Here is a 19,109-nt window from a genome sequence, read left to right on the forward strand (position 1 = left end):
GCTAAAACAATAGCGCGCCGGAGCGCGGCCCCTTCATGCTTTTAGCGTCCCGAAACACAAGAGCGTCCTTGGTCCAGAGTCTTGCAGGTTCGATGCGGGTCAACGATGCTTCGCGGTGTTCAACCGGGACTCGAGATAGTGAATGCTTGCGCCCCCAGAGACAAAGGCGTCCGTCTCCAGCAGCTACTTCACGATTATCGACGGCGAGAGAGAGGCTACTTGCACCACTGCTCTCCCGCCGGGTAGTTTCGACAGCCTGCGCTTCGAACGACTAAGACCGGCAGCGCTTGACAAGACGAACCGAATCCTCGCCCTCCTTCAGGGTCAGTTCTGAGAGTTCAGACTCAGAGACGAGCTCAATCAACTCTCTGACTTTTTCTAAATCCACTTCCCGGTTCTAGACAGTTCGGTTAATGCCCGTCAGAACGGTTTAATGCGTCCGTCTGCCCGACAGCGCTGTTGGGCGAAGGCAGCCAAGACGCAAGGCATTGCGTGAGTTTTAAAGCCCGACTTAGAAGCGTGTTCGCAATGCGACCATCGCGCTCGTACTATTGTTCTCACCTGCAAACGTACCAATCGGGCTGTTCGGGTCGGTTACCTCCGCGCCACCCAACAGACTGTGGTCAACTTCAAGATATACGTCCGTACGTCTTGAGAGAAGATAGTCCGCGATGCCGTAGAAAGAGGCAATGTGTCCCGTCTGAGAGCCTGCTACGTTAGTGACGTGGTCGTATAGGCCGCCAACAGTGAACGTGATGTCTGATGCCGGCATGTAGCTTCCGCCCAGATTCACGAGATTGTCGATGCGTGCCTTGGTCTGAGTCGCGGGCCCTGCGACGGTCGCCGAATTGCCGATGATGTTGGTATTTGCGAGTGCACCACCGGTATTGTTAGCGGCGATTTCGAATCCCGCGTCGCGACGCGTGTAAATGTAATACGAGTACAGAATCGCCTTCGCAAACGCATAACGAACGCCCAGGCTTCCCGCATACATATTGTGGTTCGCAGAGTCCTTCGACTGCTGGCCAAGTACGCCTACCTTAAGACCACCCGCCGTATAAATAGCGTTAAGAGCCGTTGTACTTCCCTGGCTTACGCTTCCAGGCTCGCCACCGACCGAGCGCTGAAGTTCGAAGGATACCGGCCCCCACGTATTTGAATATTGCACGGTGTTATCGAAGCGCACACCGAGCAGGAAGATTTCCCAGTCCACCGGGTTCTGATTGCCCACCTGGACCGGGTCAAACGTCGCGATAAAGTCGAAGCCGGTGCCATACTGTCGGCCGAGCTTGAGTGTTCCGTATTTGGTGTTTGAAATCCCAACATAGGCGTACCGACCGAACAGCTGGCCTTGCTGGTCTGACGTACCTGTCGCCGGATTGAATCCGCTCTGTAAGTCGAAGATTGCGTAGGTGCCGCCGCCGAGGTCCTCCGAACCTTTGATTCCCCAGCGGTTGCCGGTCCCAATGCCCTCTGACATATAAAGTTTGTTCGCAGGGCCGTTTGGCGAAGGCTGATTGGTGCTGAACCGAATACCTTCGTCGATAAGTCCATATAGCGTCACGCTCGACTGCGCCCATGCCGTACCGCAAGCGAGACCAAGCGCCGCGGCAACCCCAATGGTCATCTTCTTCATTTTCATCTCCTCAAGCTTGTGGCAGACTGCCACCTTCTTTTAGCACAATCAGTACACCGATATATCCAGTCTTGAAAATTTCACCCGAATGGAATTGATTGGCGCGAACGATTACACCTTGAATGTCTTGGACAACGGTCGAATCTCGACACCGGTCTGGAGCAACCTGGTCTTCACCGCGAACGCCATTGCTACGGCCCCTGCTGTGTCTCCGTGAACGCAGATGCTGTCGACCTGTACCGGAATTCGCTTGCCCGAATGAGTAGTGATGCAGCGGTCCTCGACCATTCGAACAACTCGCTCGGCGGCTTCATCCTTGTCGTGGATGACAGCCCCTTCCTGACGCCGTGACACAAGGTGTCCCTCGTCGGTGTACGCACGGTCCGCAAAAACTTCCCGGAGCACATGCAAACCGGCTCTCTCGCCTGCGCGCTCGCCTTCGGTGTTCGGAGGAATGACATACAGCAGCTCGCGGTCCACTGCTTTCACAGCCCGTGCGATGGCATCGGATATTTCCCGGTCCTTGAACATCAGGTTGCCAAGGGCTCCGTGGGTCTTGAAGTGCGTGACCTTATAGCCGGCTGCATATGCAATTGCCCGCAACGCGCCAATCTGATATGCGATGAGATTCTCGATGGTTTTGATGCTGTCGCCGACGATGGTCCGTCGGCCAAAGCCCCACACATCGTTGAATCCGGGGTGCGCACCGACATCGACTCCTCGTGCGAGGGCCGCAACGACAGTGCGATGCATAATGTCCGGGTCGCCGGCGTGGAAGCCGCACGCGATGTTGGCTGAAGACACGATATCGAGCATCGCCTCGTCGTCACCCATCTCGTATGGGCCGAAACCCTCACCCATATCCGAATTCAAGTCGACAAAATTCATTCTGGTCTCACTCCACCACTTCGATTTCAAAAAGACCGTCACCAAATCGAGCCACGGCACCAGAGCGAACAAGGATGGACTTCACCAGGCCTCCTTGCTTCGCCGTAACAGCCGGGAAGTAGCTGCTGTAGGCAACCAAACCCATAACATCTCCGGCCTTGACCGTATCTCCGCACCTGCAGAAGGCGAGGTCACGCAGAGGATGACTCGCGACGAAATTTGCAATGGCCGGAGACTGCACAACGATTGTGCACACCGGCGCGGCGCCGGCTGAAATCGGTGTCACCGATTCAGCAGCCGGACCAGCTTTGGGAGCGGCATCTTCCCGAACATCCCGCTTCAGGCATAAAGCGATGCCGGCCCCATTGACTTCAAGCTCGTCAACGGTTGACTGGAACAGTTGCTTCATGAGCATCCGGATAGCCGCTACTTCCACAAGGTTCTCCAGTGCGAGTTCTCAATCGCTTGCACATAGCTGGCCAGTTCTTTCGCAGCTGCTATCGAATCTTCGACCTCGACTTCTTCAAACTTGACCCGGCTGCCTAGAGGAGCCTGAGCGAGACGCCACAGGTCGGCTTCAATCACTGTTCCGATTTTTGGATACCCGCCCGACGTCTGGGCGTCGCTCATCATGACAATCGGCTTGCCGGACGGAGGAACCTGGATGACGCCAGGGAGGATGCCATGGGAAAGCAGTTGCAACGGTTTGCGCAGTTCAATCCGCGGTCCTTCCATCCGGTATCCAATCCGATTGCTCTCGGGCGTCACAGACCAGAACGTCGACCAGAAGGATTTCTTCGCACCGTCAGTGAATTCGCCATACTCTGGCCCCGCAACGACCCGGACCCGAGTAACCTTCGATTGGTCAACTCCGTTGGAAGCGACACTCCCGCCATTCGGAACCTGGAGGGTCGCCTGCGGGGGAAACACGCCAAAGCCCGGGCATTTCACTCGTGTCCGGTCAGCATCAGTCGCACCGACAGAAAGAATATCTCCTCGTTTCAGGCACCGCCCCTGGAAGCCGCCGAAGCCGACCTTGATGTCGGTGCTCCTCGAGTTCAACACGGGCGCGACTTCAATTCCGCCGGAGACAGCGATATACGCTCGTGCTCCGGTTTTCGGCGGACTAAGCGTGAGTACGTCGCCCTCGCTGACCTCGAAAGACCACCACGGCGGTAGCGACTTCTCGGCTATTGTCGAGTTACAGTCAGCGCCGGTTACCGCGACCATCGCTGAGCCCGAAAAACGCGCCTTGAATGGAAAGACGGTTACTTCTATTCCGGCAAGCCCTTGGGGATTGCCCACCAGCACGTTGCCGACACGGTATGCGATTTGGTCCATCGCGCCTGCCAGGCCGACACCCAACTGTCTGTATCCTCGGCGCCCGGCATCTTGCACAGAACAAAGGGGACCGGTAGAGAGAATCTCAATCATCTCTCGGCCCGTATACATTGAAACCTGACCGTGTCGCCGGGCGTCAGCAGCGCCGGCGGTTCCCTGTACGGGTCGAAGAAATCCTGCTCCGCGTGTCCGATTAACCGCCAGCCGCTCGGTGAAGTGAGGGCAATCACTCCCGTCTGAACCCCACCAATCGCGACGGAGCCGGCCGGCACGCTTAGCCGAGGCTTATCGAGTCTCGGCGTGTGGAGTTTCGAATCAAGTCCGCCAAGGTATCCAAAACCGGGGTGGGCACCTAGGAAGTACACCGTGTAGTCCGGTTGAGTATGAAGCTTGATAACGGTCTCAACATCGATTCCAGTGTGGCTGGCAACGAACTCAAGGTCAGGACCACCGTCTCCGCCGTACACAACCGGCACCTCAACTACCTTGCCTTTAGCATGCGCCGGCGCCACGTGCGGCCACTCACGTCGGACCTTTTCAACGACGCCCAAGGGTTCGGCCTCACCCTGCGTCAGCACGACCATCAGGTTGTTCATTCCGGGGACGACTTCGGCGACCTCTGGCCAACGGGATACTACCTGCGCCAAAGCCCAGAATCTCGCCTGGCATGTGATGTCGAGCGGCCCCAGACTTTCACAAAGAACCGCTGAACTGCCGAGGCAGCTCACCTTCAGTTCTGTGGACTCGATACTGGACACGGCGTTACTTCCTCTTGACTGGACTCAAAATCCGCTTCGGCGAACACTAGACAGCAATGCTTTCGAGTGATTTCTCTTTTGTTTCAACACCCACGAACAGGACAATCAGGGCGAACACTAGCAACGATATTCCGACTGCGCCGACGATGGCATTGATGCCACCCCATGCAAACAGCGGCGGGATGGCGAACTGGATGGATGCGGCCACCACACGAGCGACGGTGCTGCACAAGCCGGTGCCGCGCATACGGATGCTGGTCGGAAAGAGTTCAGATACATAGACAGCCTGGCCCACCACCACGATGACGTAAAACGACGTGAGCAGGAGGAAACCCAGTCCCATGAGAAGAGTCTCCGCACGCGTCTGGACGTAAACGTAGGACAACGCAATCGCCACCAGCGCCGCGCAGACGAGAATCGGCTTGCGACCCACCTTGTCCGCAAGGAGCAATCCGATGAGACCGCCCGCTGGCCCCCCAAGCGTCATCACCATGCTCCACTTCAAGGACTTTACGATGTCGAATCCTTGCTGTACAAAAAAAGTGGGAAGCCAGCTCACCATACCGTACAGGCAGATTTGAATCACACAGAGGGTAGCGATGCCAATCACCGTCCGACGGACATAGGCCTTGCTGAACAGGTCAGCGACGCTCCCCTGGCTGGATGAAGAAGCCGCTGTGACGGGCCCTTGGGCGCTGACGGTCGCCAGCGCGACAGTCTTGCCGACGGATTCCTCGATTTTTCGAACGATGGCGTCTGCTTCTTCATAACGCCCCTTGCTCTCAAGCCAGCGCGGAGATTCCGGCATGAATTTCCGCATGAACCAGACCACAGCGGCACACACGCCGGCGATAAGGAACATGTAGCGCCAGCCCAGATTCGGAATGACCCAGAGGCCGACCAGCGAGGACAGGAACACACCGCACTGCGCAATGAAGGACAGTGTCGCGACAAGCCGACCGCGCTTGCCGGGCGGGACGAACTCAGCAAGCGTCGCGAACCCGAGCACCAGCTCCGCACCCAACCCGACGCCCATGACAAACCGCAACACAATGAGGGTCTCGATATTTGGCGCCACAACGGCAAGAAGGGACGCGCCTCCGAAGATAGCCAGGTTCAACTGGTAGCTCGCGCGACGACCGAGCCTGTCGCCGATGATGCCAGCGGCCCAGCAGCCAATCATGAAGCCGATAAACGTGGCAGTGACGAAGTAGCCGTTGTACTTCAGATTACTCCACCCCAGATGGACGAGTTGGCCAAGGACACCGCTGGCGAGTGCCAGTTCGAACCCGTCGAGAAAAAGCCCCGCACCGATGATAGCCATCATCCGGTAATGAAAGCCGCCGACTGGTAGAGCATCCAGTCGTTTTGATATTGGCGTCTCGCCCGATGCCACCGGGTTAGCGGCGGCCGGTGCGATTGACGTTGCTTGTACAGAATTCATTGAAATCCCCAAACTCGGTCCGGTCACCGCGGAAGCCGCCTTTAGTGAGCGCATTCGGAACCGATAGTTTCGCCAATGCCGGTCAACGTTAGGCACCGGCCGAGAGTCAGTTGCTTTCTCGGGACAAAGTATTTCCCCGTCAAAAATATCAAAATAGCGATATTTTTGTATCTTTTCCCATCACTTTTTTTCGCACTACATTATCCCGCCGGTTTGGTACGACCGTCTCACGGGCGAGGGGTCCAGTACTCACGACGCACTAAACACCCCTGTTCGTGTCCATGGCCATCCCTCCCGCCGCCGTTTCCATGGTCGTGATGCCGCGCGGAACTCAGACTGCACTCTTTGAGGTAAGAACGAGATTCTACTGAGGGGTACATCGAGCAGTTGTTTGCCAGCAAAGAGGATTTGCGCGCCTTCCGGCTCATTCTGAGAGCCGCGGGTCTGGACCACTGGCTAGATAACCGCCACCACCAACGCTCTCGAAAGGGTTCGGCTATGCCGAACTCGACGCGACAACCTACGTAGGCATCGCAAGTCTCTTTGACCCCAGCCGAATAAGCCGCGCTTCTCTTATGAACGCAGCGCCTCTTCTGGAGGGGTACATGTCGCCGTTTTTGCGTTCCTTCTGCACAAAACCTCTTGTTTTAGGGGCTCGCCCGTTGCGGATTCAAATGCGAATTGCTACGCTAGCGCGAGCCTGAGGATTTGGACCTTTGCGCATTGTCGGTGACTACGCAAAGGCAAGGACCCCAGGCCAACCTTTGACCACGAGGAATCTATGGCAACGAAAGCTGCAGCAAAGCCGGCTCCGAAGAAGTTGACGACTCCGGTCGAGAAAAAAGCGAAGGCGCCGACGGTAAAGAAGGCGGCGACTCCTACCACGAAGAAGGCGGTCGACGCCACGCCGCTGAAGCCCATCAAGGATTCGTTCACGAAGGCTTCGCTTGCTACCCATCTTGCCGAGCGCGCAGGTGTCGAGCCGAAAGCGGCGAAGGCTTTGATGGCCGCTCTGGAAGAAACAGTGCTCGCGTCAGTCCACAAGAAGGGCGCGAAGGAGTTCACGCTGCCGGGTCTGCTGAAGGTTGTTGCTCAGGACGTGCCGGCAAAGAAGAAGCGCTTCGGCAAGGACCCATTCACGGGTGAAGACAAGTGGTTTGCGGCGAAGCCCGCTTCGGTGCGTCTGAAAGTGCGCCCGCTGAAGAAGCTGAAGGACGCCGCGGTCTAAACCGGACCGCCGGAAAGGGAGGCCCTCGCGACCGAAGTCTGATGGGCTTTTTTGCTTCTATGCCTGAGGCGCACGGGCCTAAGTGTAATCTGGCTAGCCAAGGTAAGCAGCGCGATACCCAGGAGCACGGCGATAAGCAACGCATGCGCGGACGTCGACGACACCGGCGGTGTGTTGCAATCGGCCCCTTCGCTGCATCTGCCAAGTTATCCCCACCTTTTGTTGGCAAGGCTGTGGACAACCTGCTGACATGCCGCGTAACGACTTGATGTCAAAGCCGAAAGCGCCGTTGATGCACTCGCAGCAGCAACCGTACAGACCAGTGTCCCGCCTTGAGCTGCAGCGAACGCGGCCGCGCCCTGCCTATGATGTCAGGTGACAGCAGCGGTGAGGTATCATCGTCTTTATCCCTCACCAAAGGACGCCAAATCTGATGTCTGTAGATTCCAGTTGGTTGGGCCAAATTGAACGCGAGTGGGCACAACTTCGCCAGGCCGACCCGGCGCTCGACGTGGAAAAGTTCTTCCGACACATTGTGTCGGCAAACAAGGTTGGATTTCTTTCACTTGAATCTCTCGCGGCCATTGCGAATGGCCTGCTCACAAGCCCGCTGTCGGGGGCGCCTTGCCTCGGCCGGCGTCTGATTGAACGGGTTGGCCCTCACCGCCACCCTTCTCTTCGGGTCGCGCTTGCACTGTCTCTTGTCACCGAGACAGGTGGGCCAGCGGACTACGAGACCGGGCACGTCATTCTGGGCGACGTGCTGAAGGACGATACGGCGAGCGAGCCTCTGCGAGGCCTGGCGGCAGCAGCACTCGCGGACAGTGCACGGCTTGGTCGCGGCATGGACGCCGACCTCGAGATGGCCAAGGACATGTATGCCACGGCCTTGGAGCTCGGACACCGGGCGGCCGCATACAACCTTGGCTTGTACTGGGAGGGGCACTGGGAGAGGCGTGCTCCTGGAGACGTCGTCCCGGACCGCGCAAAGGCGGCACAAGCGTACAAGCGCGGAGGTTCGAATGCAAAATGCGCCGCCCGTCTCGACGCATTGCGTGCCTGTTAGTGGTAAGCCACGACAATCGCTCCTGTCGACGCGACGAGAACCGAGTTCTGCGTGCTCGGTTACACGGTTGCTTGAGCAGGCGCCGCTTCCGGTGCCTCCGCGACAACCGGCTTCGTAACGACCTTTTTGGCGACAACCGATTTCCTGGCCGGTGCCTTCTTCGCAGTTGCCTTCTTCGCTACCGCCGTCTTTGTCACGGACTTCTTCGCGACGGCTTTCGGCTTGCTCGCACCGCTAGAATCCGCAACTCCGCTGGCGCCATCAATCAAAAAACTCGTCCTGTCGTTGGCACCAGCCAACCACGCAGGCGCCGGCCCGCGCCCGCTCCAAGTCGCACCGGACGTGGGGTCACGGTAAAGCGCCGGCTGCGGACCTTTGCGTTGACCCTTGACCGCAGTCGCGCCGACCGACTTTGACGCCGCCTTCGTGCCGGCGACCTTCGCCTTGCTCACAACACCTGCACTCGCCGCGACCGCCGCTTCAGCGCCGCTTGCAATCAAGAATTTATTCCGGTCTTTTCAAATCCTTCGCAAGCTCGCTGTGCCCTTCAACATTTGCGGCGCGAAGACCCTCATCCGCGGCTACGTGTGGGGCACCGCCAAGCCCGAGAATCCTCTCAAACCAGACCCGCCCTGTCTGACATGCCGATATCCGAGAGCCTTCAGGCTCTGGACCATCGCCTTCATCGAAGCCGGCTCCGGAATGTCTTGTGGGCGGGAGAGGAGCCAATACTGATGTAATCGGCTGCTTGTCGTGAATCCTACGTTTGACTCTTCAAGCGAGCGAACCCAATTGCAAAAATAGTCGCAGGATGCGACGACAGTATGCTCAGTATCGCGGGCCGTCGCTGCCGCGCCGGTACCTCTCTCGAATGAAATTTTCGGGCCGGCAACATGTTGAATAGCTGCCACGGCTTCGCCGACATCGCACCGAAAGAACTCTCTCTCCACCTGACACCAAGATAGTCGTCTGTGGACGGTTGCCTCGAAGCGCGTGTGGTCGAACGTCAACGCCTCGTACGCGACATCGAACTTTCCGATTACTCCAGTCGTTGAAAGCTGTGCGGCGCGGACCGTGGGAAGGAGCTGCGTGCGCCCCACTTTTACGACACCAGGAAAGGCAGGGTTGTGCATCACGTACAGCCATCCTTCATCGTCTCGCAGCATAGCCCTAGGCTTCATCGCGGCGCCCCCTTTCAGATACCGGAACGATAGTGACTGTATGGCGCGCGGAGTATCCGGAATTTCGTGCGTTAACAGCGCCGGTCTTTATTGGCATCATGAGATGAGATTCGAGTCGACTGTCAAGCTGTCCTAGGATACCTTGACAGTGGCTGAGGCTGAGATTTTCGGACCGCAGGAGGCGTCCTATGGACCACGGCTCTTTGACCCGTACGACCGAAATCGAATCGCCATGCCGGCAAGCTTCAGCGTAGCTGTGCAGAGGTTCAGCCGGTTTCCCAGGATGACGGTAAAAAAGGCGTAATATCGGCCGAACCTAGCGAATGCACAAAAAAGAGATTTGCACGCAATTCGCATTTGCAAGAAGAGAATAGACTCCTTGCGAAAGAATCAGAGGTAATAGCGCAGTCAATATCATGGTTCAACCTGGATGACGTCGCCCACAGTAATGGCGCTTCGGTTGAACCGAGTACGAATAATGAGGAACGGGGTGATGACGCAGGGACAGGCAGACGACGCTGAGGATTTGACGACCGACACCGACGTGAAGCTACCGAGCGTTCAGGTTACCGCCGACCTGACGATAGGGTATGCGGCGATTCAGAACAACGTTCCGGTCATCCGTGAAATTTTGGTCACGAACGATGGCGAGTCGACACTCTCCGATGTCGAACTGCTCGTCAAATGTGTGCCGGCTTTTGCCGAGAGCGCACGTTTCCGTTTCGAGGCATTGGCGCCTGGCGAGAGCCGCCGTCTGGCACCTGTCGACCTGCGTCCTGACCACCAATATTTCAGCCAGCTCGATGAGTCTGAGCGTGCCGTTATCACGGCATCGTTGCGTGTTCAGGAAACTGAACTCGTAAGGGCAACGCACAACATTGATGTTCTAGCCTACGACCAGTGGGCCGGCGCGCGGTCATTACCCGAACTGCTGGCCGCGTTTTGCATGCCGAACTCGCGGGTCATAGACAAGCTTCTCGCTCGAGCCTCCGGGTTGCTGCGCCAGACGTCGACCGACTTGTCCATGAACGGATATCAGTCCAAGAATCGCGAGAAGGTCTGGAAGCAGGCATCGGCTATCTACAGCACGATAGTTGCCGAGGACATCCAATACTCCAATCCGCCTGCATCGTTCGGAAATGACGGCCAGAAAATCCGGACGCCAGAACGCATCCTGGATGGCAAGCTTGCGACCTGCCTGGACCTCGCCATGCTGTTCGCGTCTTGCCTGGAGCAGGCCGGTCTGCACCCCGTTGTGTTGTTCAAGGAAGGCCATGCCTGGGTTGGAGTTTGGCTGATAGAGACCAGCTTTCCGACTGCATTGGTGGACGATGTTCAGGCAGTTCGTAAGCGGGTGAAATCCGGCGAGTTCATGGTCTTCGAGACCACCGGCGTGGCGGGCGGTCAGAAACCGTCCCTTCGCTGGGCCTGCACTCGCGGCGAGGAACACCTGAACGACGAAGCCGGGTTCGCGTATGCCGTAGATGTCCGGCGCGCACGCGAAGTCCAGATTCGCCCACTCCCATCCCGTTCGTCGCAGGTCGATGAGCAGACTGTCCCGATTGCCAAGGCCGAAACACCCATCATCGAGGACGTGCCGCAGTTGCCGCCGTTGGACCCGGTCGTCATACCGCTGCGTGACGATGTAACACCGGAAACACCAGAAGGACGCCTGGCGAAATGGAAGAGCAAACTGCTCGACTTGACGCTCCGAAACAAGCTCCTGAATTTCAAGCCGACCAAAACCACGCTGCGCGTCATTTGCCCTGACCCGGGTGCGCTGGAAGACCGGCTTGCGGATGGAAACGAATTCCGCGTCCGTGCGAAGCCGAAGATGATGTCCGGCTCGGATGGTCGCGATGCCAATGTGTACGCCGGCCGAAACGGTACGGCGGCAATGGATGACTTGGCGACCGACGCGCTTGGCCGGAACGAAATCGTCACGGACATCGAGGAGGAAGCTCTGGAAGGCAGGCTTCTCGAGATATTCCGAGCGGCCAGCACGGGAATGGAGGAAGGCGGCGCCAATACGCTGTTTCTGGCTTTTGGGATGCTGGAATGGCGGGAGAGCAAGGATGCCGAATCCAGCCATCTGGCTCCGATTCTGCTTATCCCCGTTACGCTGTCCCGCCAGTCCGTCCGGAGTGGTTTCCGCCTGGTTCGTCACGATGACGACGCACTCGTGAACCCGACGCTGCTGCAAAAGCTGCAGCAGGATTTCAGCCTGAAGCCGCCGTCGTTCGACGTTTTGCCAACCGATGACCGTGGCATCGACGTGAACCGGATTCTGCAGACCTTCCGGCTGCATGTCGGCGAGCTGAAAGGATGGGAAGTCAAGGAGCAGGTCCATCTGGGTATTTTCTCGTTCACGAAGTACCTGATGTGGAAGGACCTCCAGGACCGTCAGAAGCAGCTCCGGGAAAACAGTGTTGTTGCCCATCTGATTAACAATCCCGGTAAGGCGTTTGCTGACAGCGCGACGGGCTTCGAGCCCAGCACCCTGGACGAGAAGTTCCGGCCTCAAGACCTGTTCACGCCGTTGCTGTCGGACTCGTCACAGTTGCGTGCCGTTTGCGTCGCCGCTGAAGGCAAGAATCTTGTCATCGAAGGCCCACCTGGGACGGGTAAGAGCCAGACTATCTCGAACCTGATTGCCCATATGTTGGCCACCGGGAAGACAGTGTTATTCGTCTCGGAGAAGATGGCTGCGCTGGAGGTGGTGCATCGCCGGCTTAGCAGTCTTGGCCTGGGGCCATTTTGTCTTGAGCTGCATTCGTCCAAGGCAAAGAAAGCGGATGTCCTGAAACAGCTAGGCGTCGCACTTGATGCCGCCGGTGCACGCACGGTGAAGGACTGGGAGCGAGAGTCCGAACGACTCCTGACGCTCCGCACTGACCTCAATGGGGTCGCGCGTGCGCTGCATCGCACCTATCCAAATGACCTGACCGTTTACGAGGCCATCGGAACCAGCCTGCAGCATGCGGAAATGCGGCCTGGCGCGATGCCGTGGGCCGATGCAGATGTACATAACCGCACACAGCTCGAGGCACTGCGTGAGACCTCCCGCCAGATGGGCGCTCTGGCCGGCCAGTTAACCGGTTTGAAGAACCATCCTCTGGCAGTCGTCCACAAAACCGAATGGATGCCGTCATGGCAGCAAGAGTTTCTCGACGCGATTTCGACGTTTGAAGCCCAAATCAAGAAGCTGGATGAGGCTGCATCGAACCTGCTGAATCAGTTGGGCCTTCCCAAAGTTGCTTTCTCCCTGAATGGGCTGGGGAAATTCGATGTACTAGCCGACGTGCTTTCCGCCGCGCCCACCGTTCCGGTCGAGGTTGCCCGGTCGGCGCATGACGAGTCCGCTCGCAACCGACTTGCCAACCTTCGGCAGCATGGTCTTGCGCGCAATCAGGCATGGGAGCCGCTGAGCAAACACTACGTGGACGACGTCGCGACCCTGAATGCGTCTGAGCTGAAGCTGCAGTGGGCGGCGGCAACCAATACCTGGTGGCCGAAGAGCCTGTTTGCTCAACGCGCGGTTACCGGACGATTGCGTCTGTATCGACAGGACCAGCGTCGCCCACAAGGTGGGGATGTTCCGGCCGTCATTACGGCATTGACCGCCGTCAATGCCGAGGACAAGGTCATCGAGTCTATGTCTCATGATGCGTCGCAACTGCTGCATGAAGCGTTCGCTGCGTCGAAGACGGACTGGAGCGCCGTCGAGTCGGTCGAGCGGTGGGCGACTTCCTTCGCGGACGCGGTAACGGCAATTGCGGGCAACGACATCGAGTTGGCCCAGACGCTCCGCGCAAAGCTGCAGCCATTTGTTTCCGACAATCGGAGCATGCTGAAGGCTGACATGCCTCTTGGCTCCAGTTTGTTGTCGTACCGCGATTGTTATCGGGACGTCATGACTCAACTCCGCCGGGTCATTGAGCTTGGACACTGTCACGCTGACCTCGGACTTGACCCGACTGCCGCCAGCGTGATTCCTCGGCTGTTGAGCTTGCTTCAAGGATGGCAATCTGCTTCGCGGCAGCTGCAGCCGTGGTGCCTGTGGCGGAAATCCCGAGCCAATGCAGTCAGCAGCGGGTTGCAGGGTATTGTGGATGCACTGGAGGTCGGCGAGGCGCCATTGTCCACTGTGGCGACGTTCTTTGAATACAGCTACCAGAGCTGGTGGCTGCGGAAGGCGATTGACCGGGAGCCCGTGCTCTGCAACTTCTCGAGTGCCGAGCATGACCGCAAGATTGCTGAGTTCAAGGAGGCCGACGAGCGTTTCCAGAAGCTGACCCAGCAATATATCGCCGCGAAACTAGCGGGCCAGATTCCGGCGAGCGTCGAGGTTGTGCCTGGCGCTGATTCTGAACTGGGAAAGCTGCGGCGCGAATTGCAGAAGCAGCGCAAACACATGCCGATTCGGCAACTGGTGCAAAATCTGCCGAGCCTGATGACCCGGCTGAAGCCATGCCTGCTTATGTCACCTTTGTCGGTCGCCCAGTATCTGGACGCGTCGCACGCCCAGTTCGATGTGGTCATCTTCGACGAGGCTTCCCAGATTCCGGTGTGGGATGCCGTCGGTGCAATTGCGCGCGGCAAGCAGCTCGTCTGCGTCGGTGACCCGAAGCAACTGCCGCCGACAAGCTTCTTCTCCCGGTCCGATGACTCGGAGGATGGAGCGGATAGCGACGATGTTCAGGACCTGGAGAGCATCCTGGACGAATGTCTCAGTATCGGCCTGCCTGAACTGCGGTTGAACTGGCACTACCGAAGCAAGCATGAAGGGCTAATTACCTTCAGCAATGTCACGTACTACGACAACGAACTGGTCACGTTCCCGTCGCCGGTCACAAACGACCACAGCGTGCGCTTTGAACGCGTACAGGGTGTCTATGACCGCGGTGGTTCGCGAACCAATCGGGCGGAGGCCGATGCCATCGTCAAGGCGATTGAGCGGCACTATCTGGACTCGGCGAAGCGGCATCTGACGCTCGGCGTAGTGACCTTCAACCAGGCGCAGCAAAGCCTGATTGAGCGGATGCTGGATGAACGCCGCCGGGCATCTCAGCAACTGGACCAGGCTATTGCGCAGGCGGCGGAGGAGCCGCTGTTCATCAAGAACCTGGAAAACGTCCAGGGTGATGAGCGGGACATCATCTTCTTCTCCATTACGTATGGCCCGGATGCATCGGGCAAGGTCAGTCTCAACTTTGGGCCGTTGAATCTGGAGGGTGGCCATCGGCGTCTCAACGTGGCCGTATCGCGTGCCCGCGTCGGCGTCGTGATTTTTAGCACGCTGCTTCCCGAGCAGATTGACCTGTCGCGGGTCCGGGCCGCCGGCGTACGCGACCTGAAGACCTATCTGGAGTTCGCCATTCGAGGCCCACGCGCCTTGGTTGAACAAAGTATGCCGACTGGACGGGAGCCCGATAGCCCGTTCGAGCGGCAGGTGATTTCCGCCCTTCGTGAGAAAGGTTGGACGGTCCACCCTCAGGTCGGCGTGTCCGGATACCGGATTGATATTGGCGTGGTCGACCCACGTGCGCCGGGCCGCTATCTGCTGGGCGTCGAATGCGATGGAGCCATGTATCACTCCGGCGCGACGGCGCGCGACCGTGACCGGCTCCGCCAGCATGTCCTTGAAGGGCTAGGCTGGGAGCTGTATCGCATCTGGTCTACCGACTGGTGGCTGAATCCAGAAGAGCCAATGCGAAAGCTTGTGGCGCGACTGGAGGAATTGGTAGAGACGGTGCCGACGGAGGATGAGCCGGTTGTTGAGTTGCCAGAAGAGGCTGCGCATGAGGAAAATGTGCACGCCTTGTATGCCAGGGGCGAATCGGCCGCGGAGCCGGTTGCTCCTGTCACGCAGCTTCCCGAATACGAACTGACCAGCTTGGACAAAGGCAATCCGGACCTCTTCTACGAGGGCGGCTCGATGTCGACCTTGGCTGGTCAGCTACTCCAGGTAATTGAAACGGAAGGGCCAGTATCGCAGGCGGTGATATTCAAGCGTGTAACGCGGGCCTGGGGGCTGTCCAGGGTCGGTAGCCGCATCGAGGCTCATTTGAGTGCATTGGTGCCAAGGCAGGCGGTCTGTACGACGGGCAACGGCATCACTTTCTATTGGCCGGAGCATGCCAATCCGAGCACTTGGGAGGGTATCCGGGTGCCAGGAAGCGACCCCGAAACGCGCCGCGGTATCGACGAGATTAGCCTCGAAGAACTGGGTAATGCGGCCGTGTACATCCTGATGCAGCAAGGCGGCACGTCGCAAGATGGACTGGCAAAAGCGGTTTGCCGGTTGCTGGGTGTGGCCCGGACAACTGCCGAGGCCGGAGCACGGATTTCTCGGGCGTTGACCCATGGACGAGTTCAGAAGGTAGCGGTTGTCGAGGATGGTTCAGTCCGTTTAAGGAAATGAACCATGAAGGAACGATGCGAGCGGTGCGGCTGTATACCTCACTCCCCGAGACGACGATGTGCAGCCTGCCAAAAACTTGTTTGCGTAACTAATTGCTGGTTGGGTAACTGGCAGGATTGCAGGGAATGTGCTCCGGTCAATTCAAATAAATTAGAGGACAGGCCGACGGTGGGTGAGGCTCTGCCCAGTATTAGTAAGCCTGTGCCAACCTATAACAGCGAGTTCACCTTCCGCGCGCGAATACGTCCCGATGCGAACGGAAATCCCTCCGCTTACTCGGAGTGTCCTATATGTCATAGAGATGTTCCAAGGGTGGCCCAAATTTGCCCTGCCTGCGGGGCGAAAGTGACGCACTTTTGGGATTGAAAGGACGAAATGAGCTTTGAAGAGACCAGCATGCCATGCGACCACCAACGAGACATTCAAAGCTGCTTTGCTTACGCGAATCCCGAGTCGATGCGTGCGACCGTCATATTTTCAGCTCCAGCACATCACTCTCTTGATTGCGCAGAATGAAGGCGAGAAGTACCTGGCTCCAATCCGGCGTCTGAACGAGTGCCACGCTCTCGACAGGCTATTGGCCTGTGCCTCTCAAGGATACGAGCGCGTTATTGTCTACAAGACAACCACGCCTGATAGGCTGGCACAGATACCCGTTCGAAATCATCGGCTCCGGAATCAACTTGCCGTCCTAGCTCCCGGACTGAAGCAGCCGGCGACTTCGGCGCCAAACCTGTATAGCATGGCACTGCGCGCCTCCACACGACCTATCAAATGAGCAACGTGATTTTCATGCCGTGGATTGGCTCCAAGTACGAGACCGAGGGTTTTCGTGGTTTGCGGGTGCTCATCGTTGCTGAATCCCACTATGGCAGCAAACGGAGCGAGCGGCCGACGGCGACACCTGAACTCGTGAAGGCACTCGGTCAACGGCTTAAGCATCCGGACGCAACGGCGCGACTTCGTAAACATCCGCACTTCGCTCGAATCGTCACCGCGGTAAGCGACGCTGCATGTGCGTCACGCTTCACAACACAGGAACGGGCGGACTTCTGGGAGCGCGTCTGCTACTACAACTTCCTCCAGGATTTCATGCCTGCCGCCCGCGTCGCCCCTCCTGCTGAATCATGGGACGTCGGCAAAGCGGCCTTCCTCGATGTGCTCGGCACACTGCAGCCAGATGTTGTCATTGCTTTCAGTAAGCGCCTTAGCCCAATCCTGAAGCCGCTTTGTGGCAGCGTGCCCCTCGCAAGCGTCCATCATCCGTCGACCGGCTTTTCTTACGCGCGCTGGAACCCGGTTATCGCGAACGCCTTCGATGAAGCCGATGCTCGGCGTCGTTCTTCGAGCGTCGGGATATGCGTCTCGACTCAAAATCCCGTTTACACGACGTGGTACGAGGCGTCGCGGAGCGCAACTCCTGCCCATGGTCCCTATGTAAGCGGCTCGTGCGGGCCGTTGTAGACGGTGGCTGAGGGAGACTTCAAAGTGATGTCCATCATTTCCGATCTGATGGGCACCACTTTGACACAGTCTGCAGAGAAGAAGCCGGGTTCCCGTACGGGACGCCCTAACTACCCCCGGGAGCTTCGTGATCGACTGGCAGCAGCAGCTTGCGAGCCTGGCGTATCAGTCGCAAAGCTGGCCCGGGAGAATGGCATCAACGCGAACATGCTGTTCACCTGGCGGCGGCGATATCTGGCCGATCAGCAAGCTCGATCTGCCGGGCTCATTCCGGTCGTATTGCTAAGCGACTCGCCGACGGAGGTCATGGCATCAGCTCCGGCAGAAGCGCAAGTGCAGAGCGCGAAGCCTGTACCACCTGTCGGCGCGATCGAGATCCGGATCGGTCGTGTGGTAGTTAAAGTGGACGGCCTGGTCGATGCCGATACGCTGCGGATCGTGTTGGGAAGTCTGCGCTCATGATCTCCCTGCCGGCAGGCACGCGCATCTGGATCACCGCAGGCGTTACCGATATGCGATGCGGGTTTCAGGGGTTGGCAGCGAAGGTGCAAACCGCGCTTGAAGAGAATCCACTGGGCGGCAACGTCTACATCTTCCGGGGCCGTCGGGGCGATCTGGTAAAGATTCTCTGGGCCACGGAGGACGGAATCTGGCTTCTTGCGAAGCGGCTTGAACGAGGCCGTTTTATATGGCCCAAGGCCGACGGTGGGAAGGTCCATCTGAGCTCTGCACAACTGTCGATGCTGCTTGAGGGCATCGACTGGCGACAGCCCCGTCGCACCGCCGCATTATCGATGTTGTAAACCGCGCGGCAGACTCGTAAACTACGGCGCATGTCGAGCGGCGCCGATCTCCCTGACGATGTCGAACTCCTGAAGGCCTTGCTGGTCGAGGCCCGTAGTCTGCTTGCCGAACGCGATGTCGAGATTGAGCAGCTCAAGGCACAGATCGACAAGCTCAGGCGCATGCACTTCGGTCGCAAGTCCGAGCAGCTGCAGCGGCAAATAGAGACGCTCGAGACTCAACTTGAGGATCTGGCCGCCGGGCGCGGCGTTGTGGATGTGCAGCGTGCGCAGGCCCGTGGTGCAAATGCGTCTACTTCGAACGCAACGACGGACGAAGCGGCTTCGAAGCAAGCGCTTCCCGTACATCTGCCTCGCGAGGATCATGTACTCGAGCCCGAATCGAATTGCCCGGACTGCGGTCAACCAATGCAGGTGCTCGGCGAGGACGTGTCCGAACAACTCGCCCGGGTCACAGCCGCGTTCAAGGTCATTCGCACGATCCGCCGCAAACTGGTTTGCCCATGCTGCAGCACGATCACCCAGCCGCCGATGCCCGGCCTGCCGATCGGACGGAGCATTGCCCATCCGAGCTTGCTGGCAGACATCCTCGTCTCGAAGTATGCAGACCACCAGCCGTTGTACCGGCAATCGACGATCGCGGCCCGCGACGGCGTGACGCTTGACCGGGCCAGCATGGGCCGCTGGGTCGGCCAGTGCGAGGCGCTGTGCGCACCGCTAACAGAGGCGCTGCGCCGCTATACGGTGTCGGCCGCCAAGCTGCACGCGGATGACACGCTGTGGCGCGACAGTCTGGATGAGAGGCGCGCGACAAACAGGATGAGAATGTCGCGGCGAGCTTGATGATGCCGTTGTTGATTGACGCTGACAAGCGAT

At 58.5% G+C, this 19,109-nt stretch carries 14 protein-coding genes and 2 pseudogenes; 8 read left to right on the top strand and 8 right to left on the bottom strand.

Annotation, left to right across the window (positions count from 1 at the left end; all coding sequences use genetic code 11):
- Positions 1-511 precede the first annotated feature (511 nt).
- From RW095_RS14250 to RW095_RS14275, 6 genes are all read right to left on the bottom strand, one after another.
- On the bottom strand, positions 512-1,636 hold the full coding sequence (locus RW095_RS14250) for a porin (RefSeq protein ID WP_317019590.1): 1,125 nt from the start codon (positions 1,634-1,636) through the stop codon (positions 512-514).
- Positions 1,637-1,747: 111 nt separating this feature from the next.
- On the bottom strand, positions 1,748-2,524 hold the full coding sequence (locus RW095_RS14255; RefSeq protein WP_317019591.1) for a LamB/YcsF family protein: 777 nt from the start codon (positions 2,522-2,524) through the stop codon (positions 1,748-1,750).
- A gap of 7 nt (positions 2,525-2,531) precedes the next feature.
- The gene (locus tag RW095_RS14260; protein WP_317019592.1) at positions 2,532-2,933 is read right to left on the bottom strand and encodes an acetyl-CoA carboxylase biotin carboxyl carrier protein; all 402 of its coding nucleotides are present in this window, start codon (positions 2,931-2,933) and stop codon (positions 2,532-2,534) included.
- Between the two features lie 17 nt (positions 2,934-2,950).
- Entirely contained in the window at positions 2,951-3,976 is a 1,026-nt protein-coding gene (locus tag RW095_RS14265) for a 5-oxoprolinase subunit C family protein (protein WP_317019593.1), read from the bottom strand.
- Positions 3,955-4,623, bottom strand: a complete 669-nt coding sequence (gene pxpB, locus RW095_RS14270; RefSeq protein ID WP_317019594.1) for a 5-oxoprolinase subunit PxpB — start codon at positions 4,621-4,623, stop codon at positions 3,955-3,957. Before pxpB ends, RW095_RS14265 begins: the two co-directional genes overlap by 22 nt.
- Positions 4,624-4,669: 46 nt before the next feature.
- Positions 4,670-6,067: an MFS transporter gene (locus RW095_RS14275; protein ID WP_317019595.1), complete on the bottom strand. Its 1,398-nt coding sequence runs from the start codon at positions 6,065-6,067 to the stop codon at positions 4,670-4,672.
- Between the two features lie 781 nt (positions 6,068-6,848).
- Here RW095_RS14275 and RW095_RS14280 point away from each other — a divergent pair.
- On the top strand, positions 6,849-7,295 hold the full coding sequence (locus RW095_RS14280; RefSeq protein WP_317019596.1) for an HU family DNA-binding protein: 447 nt from the start codon (positions 6,849-6,851) through the stop codon (positions 7,293-7,295).
- Between the two features lie 433 nt (positions 7,296-7,728).
- Entirely contained in the window at positions 7,729-8,361 is a 633-nt protein-coding gene (locus RW095_RS14285) for an SEL1-like repeat protein (RefSeq protein WP_317019597.1), read from the top strand.
- 59 nt (positions 8,362-8,420) lie between these two features.
- Here the strand turns inward: RW095_RS14285 and RW095_RS14290 are convergent, their stop codons facing one another.
- Complete coding sequence (locus tag RW095_RS14290) at positions 8,421-8,813, bottom strand: H-NS family nucleoid-associated regulatory protein (RefSeq protein ID WP_317019853.1); 393 nt, start codon at positions 8,811-8,813, stop codon at positions 8,421-8,423.
- On the opposite strand from RW095_RS14290, the gene RW095_RS14295 reads away from it, so the two are divergent.
- A complete protein-coding gene (locus tag RW095_RS14295) occupies positions 8,749-9,096 on the top strand; it encodes a hypothetical protein (RefSeq protein WP_317019936.1) in 348 nt (115 codons plus the stop codon). The two genes, RW095_RS14290 and RW095_RS14295, sit on opposite strands and share 65 nt — an antisense overlap.
- Positions 9,097-9,266: 170 nt before the next feature.
- Here RW095_RS14295 and RW095_RS41445 read toward each other — a convergent pair.
- Positions 9,267-9,542 (bottom strand): annotated as a pseudogene (locus RW095_RS41445) (GIY-YIG nuclease family protein); the annotation flags it as partial.
- Between the two features lie 448 nt (positions 9,543-9,990).
- On the opposite strand from RW095_RS41445, the gene RW095_RS14300 reads away from it, so the two are divergent.
- The 5 genes and pseudogenes from RW095_RS14300 to RW095_RS14320 all read left to right on the top strand — a co-directional run.
- On the top strand, positions 9,991-15,966 hold the full coding sequence (locus RW095_RS14300; protein ID WP_394365148.1) for a DUF3320 domain-containing protein: 5,976 nt from the start codon (positions 9,991-9,993) through the stop codon (positions 15,964-15,966).
- A gap of 774 nt (positions 15,967-16,740) precedes the next feature.
- A complete protein-coding gene (locus RW095_RS14305) occupies positions 16,741-17,430 on the top strand; it encodes a hypothetical protein (RefSeq protein WP_317019599.1) in 690 nt (229 codons plus the stop codon).
- A gap of 27 nt (positions 17,431-17,457) precedes the next feature.
- Positions 17,458-17,892, top strand: coding sequence for an IS66-like element accessory protein TnpA (tnpA, locus tag RW095_RS14310; RefSeq protein ID WP_317015778.1), 435 nt, complete (start codon positions 17,458-17,460; stop codon positions 17,890-17,892).
- Entirely contained in the window at positions 17,889-18,233 is a 345-nt protein-coding gene (tnpB, locus tag RW095_RS14315; protein ID WP_006051687.1) for an IS66 family insertion sequence element accessory protein TnpB, read from the top strand. The genes tnpA and tnpB overlap by 4 nt, the downstream gene beginning before the upstream one ends.
- Before the next feature lie 30 nt (positions 18,234-18,263).
- A pseudogene (locus tag RW095_RS14320) lies at positions 18,264-19,052 on the top strand (IS66 family transposase); the annotation flags it as partial.
- Between the last annotated feature and the right edge of the window lie 57 nt (positions 19,053-19,109).

Source organism: Paraburkholderia kirstenboschensis, from assembly GCF_032806925.1.
In the GTDB taxonomy this organism is placed as follows: Bacteria; Pseudomonadota; Gammaproteobacteria; order Burkholderiales; family Burkholderiaceae; genus Paraburkholderia; species Paraburkholderia kirstenboschensis.

Coding starts and splice junctions, on each gene's coding strand:
- RW095_RS14250 (WP_317019590.1), bottom strand. CDS start 1,636: ATGAAGAAGATGACCATTGGGGTTGCCGCGGCGCTTGGTCTCGCTTGC.
- RW095_RS14255 (WP_317019591.1), bottom strand. CDS start 2,524: ATGAATTTTGTCGACTTGAATTCGGATATGGGTGAGGGTTTCGGCCCA.
- RW095_RS14260 (WP_317019592.1), bottom strand. CDS start 2,933: ATGAAGCAACTGTTCCAGTCAACCGTTGACGAGCTTGAAGTCAATGGG.
- RW095_RS14265 (WP_317019593.1), bottom strand. CDS start 3,976: ATGTATACGGGCCGAGAGATGATTGAGATTCTCTCTACCGGTCCCCTT.
- RW095_RS14275 (WP_317019595.1), bottom strand. CDS start 6,067: ATGAATTCTGTACAAGCAACGTCAATCGCACCGGCCGCCGCTAACCCG.
- RW095_RS14280 (WP_317019596.1), top strand. CDS start 6,849: ATGGCAACGAAAGCTGCAGCAAAGCCGGCTCCGAAGAAGTTGACGACT.
- RW095_RS14285 (WP_317019597.1), top strand. CDS start 7,729: ATGTCTGTAGATTCCAGTTGGTTGGGCCAAATTGAACGCGAGTGGGCA.
- RW095_RS14300 (WP_394365148.1), top strand. CDS start 9,991: ATGGCGCTTCGGTTGAACCGAGTACGAATAATGAGGAACGGGGTGATG.
- RW095_RS14305 (WP_317019599.1), top strand. CDS start 16,741: ATGAGCAACGTGATTTTCATGCCGTGGATTGGCTCCAAGTACGAGACC.
- tnpA (WP_317015778.1), top strand. CDS start 17,458: ATGTCCATCATTTCCGATCTGATGGGCACCACTTTGACACAGTCTGCA.
- tnpB (WP_006051687.1), top strand. CDS start 17,889: ATGATCTCCCTGCCGGCAGGCACGCGCATCTGGATCACCGCAGGCGTT.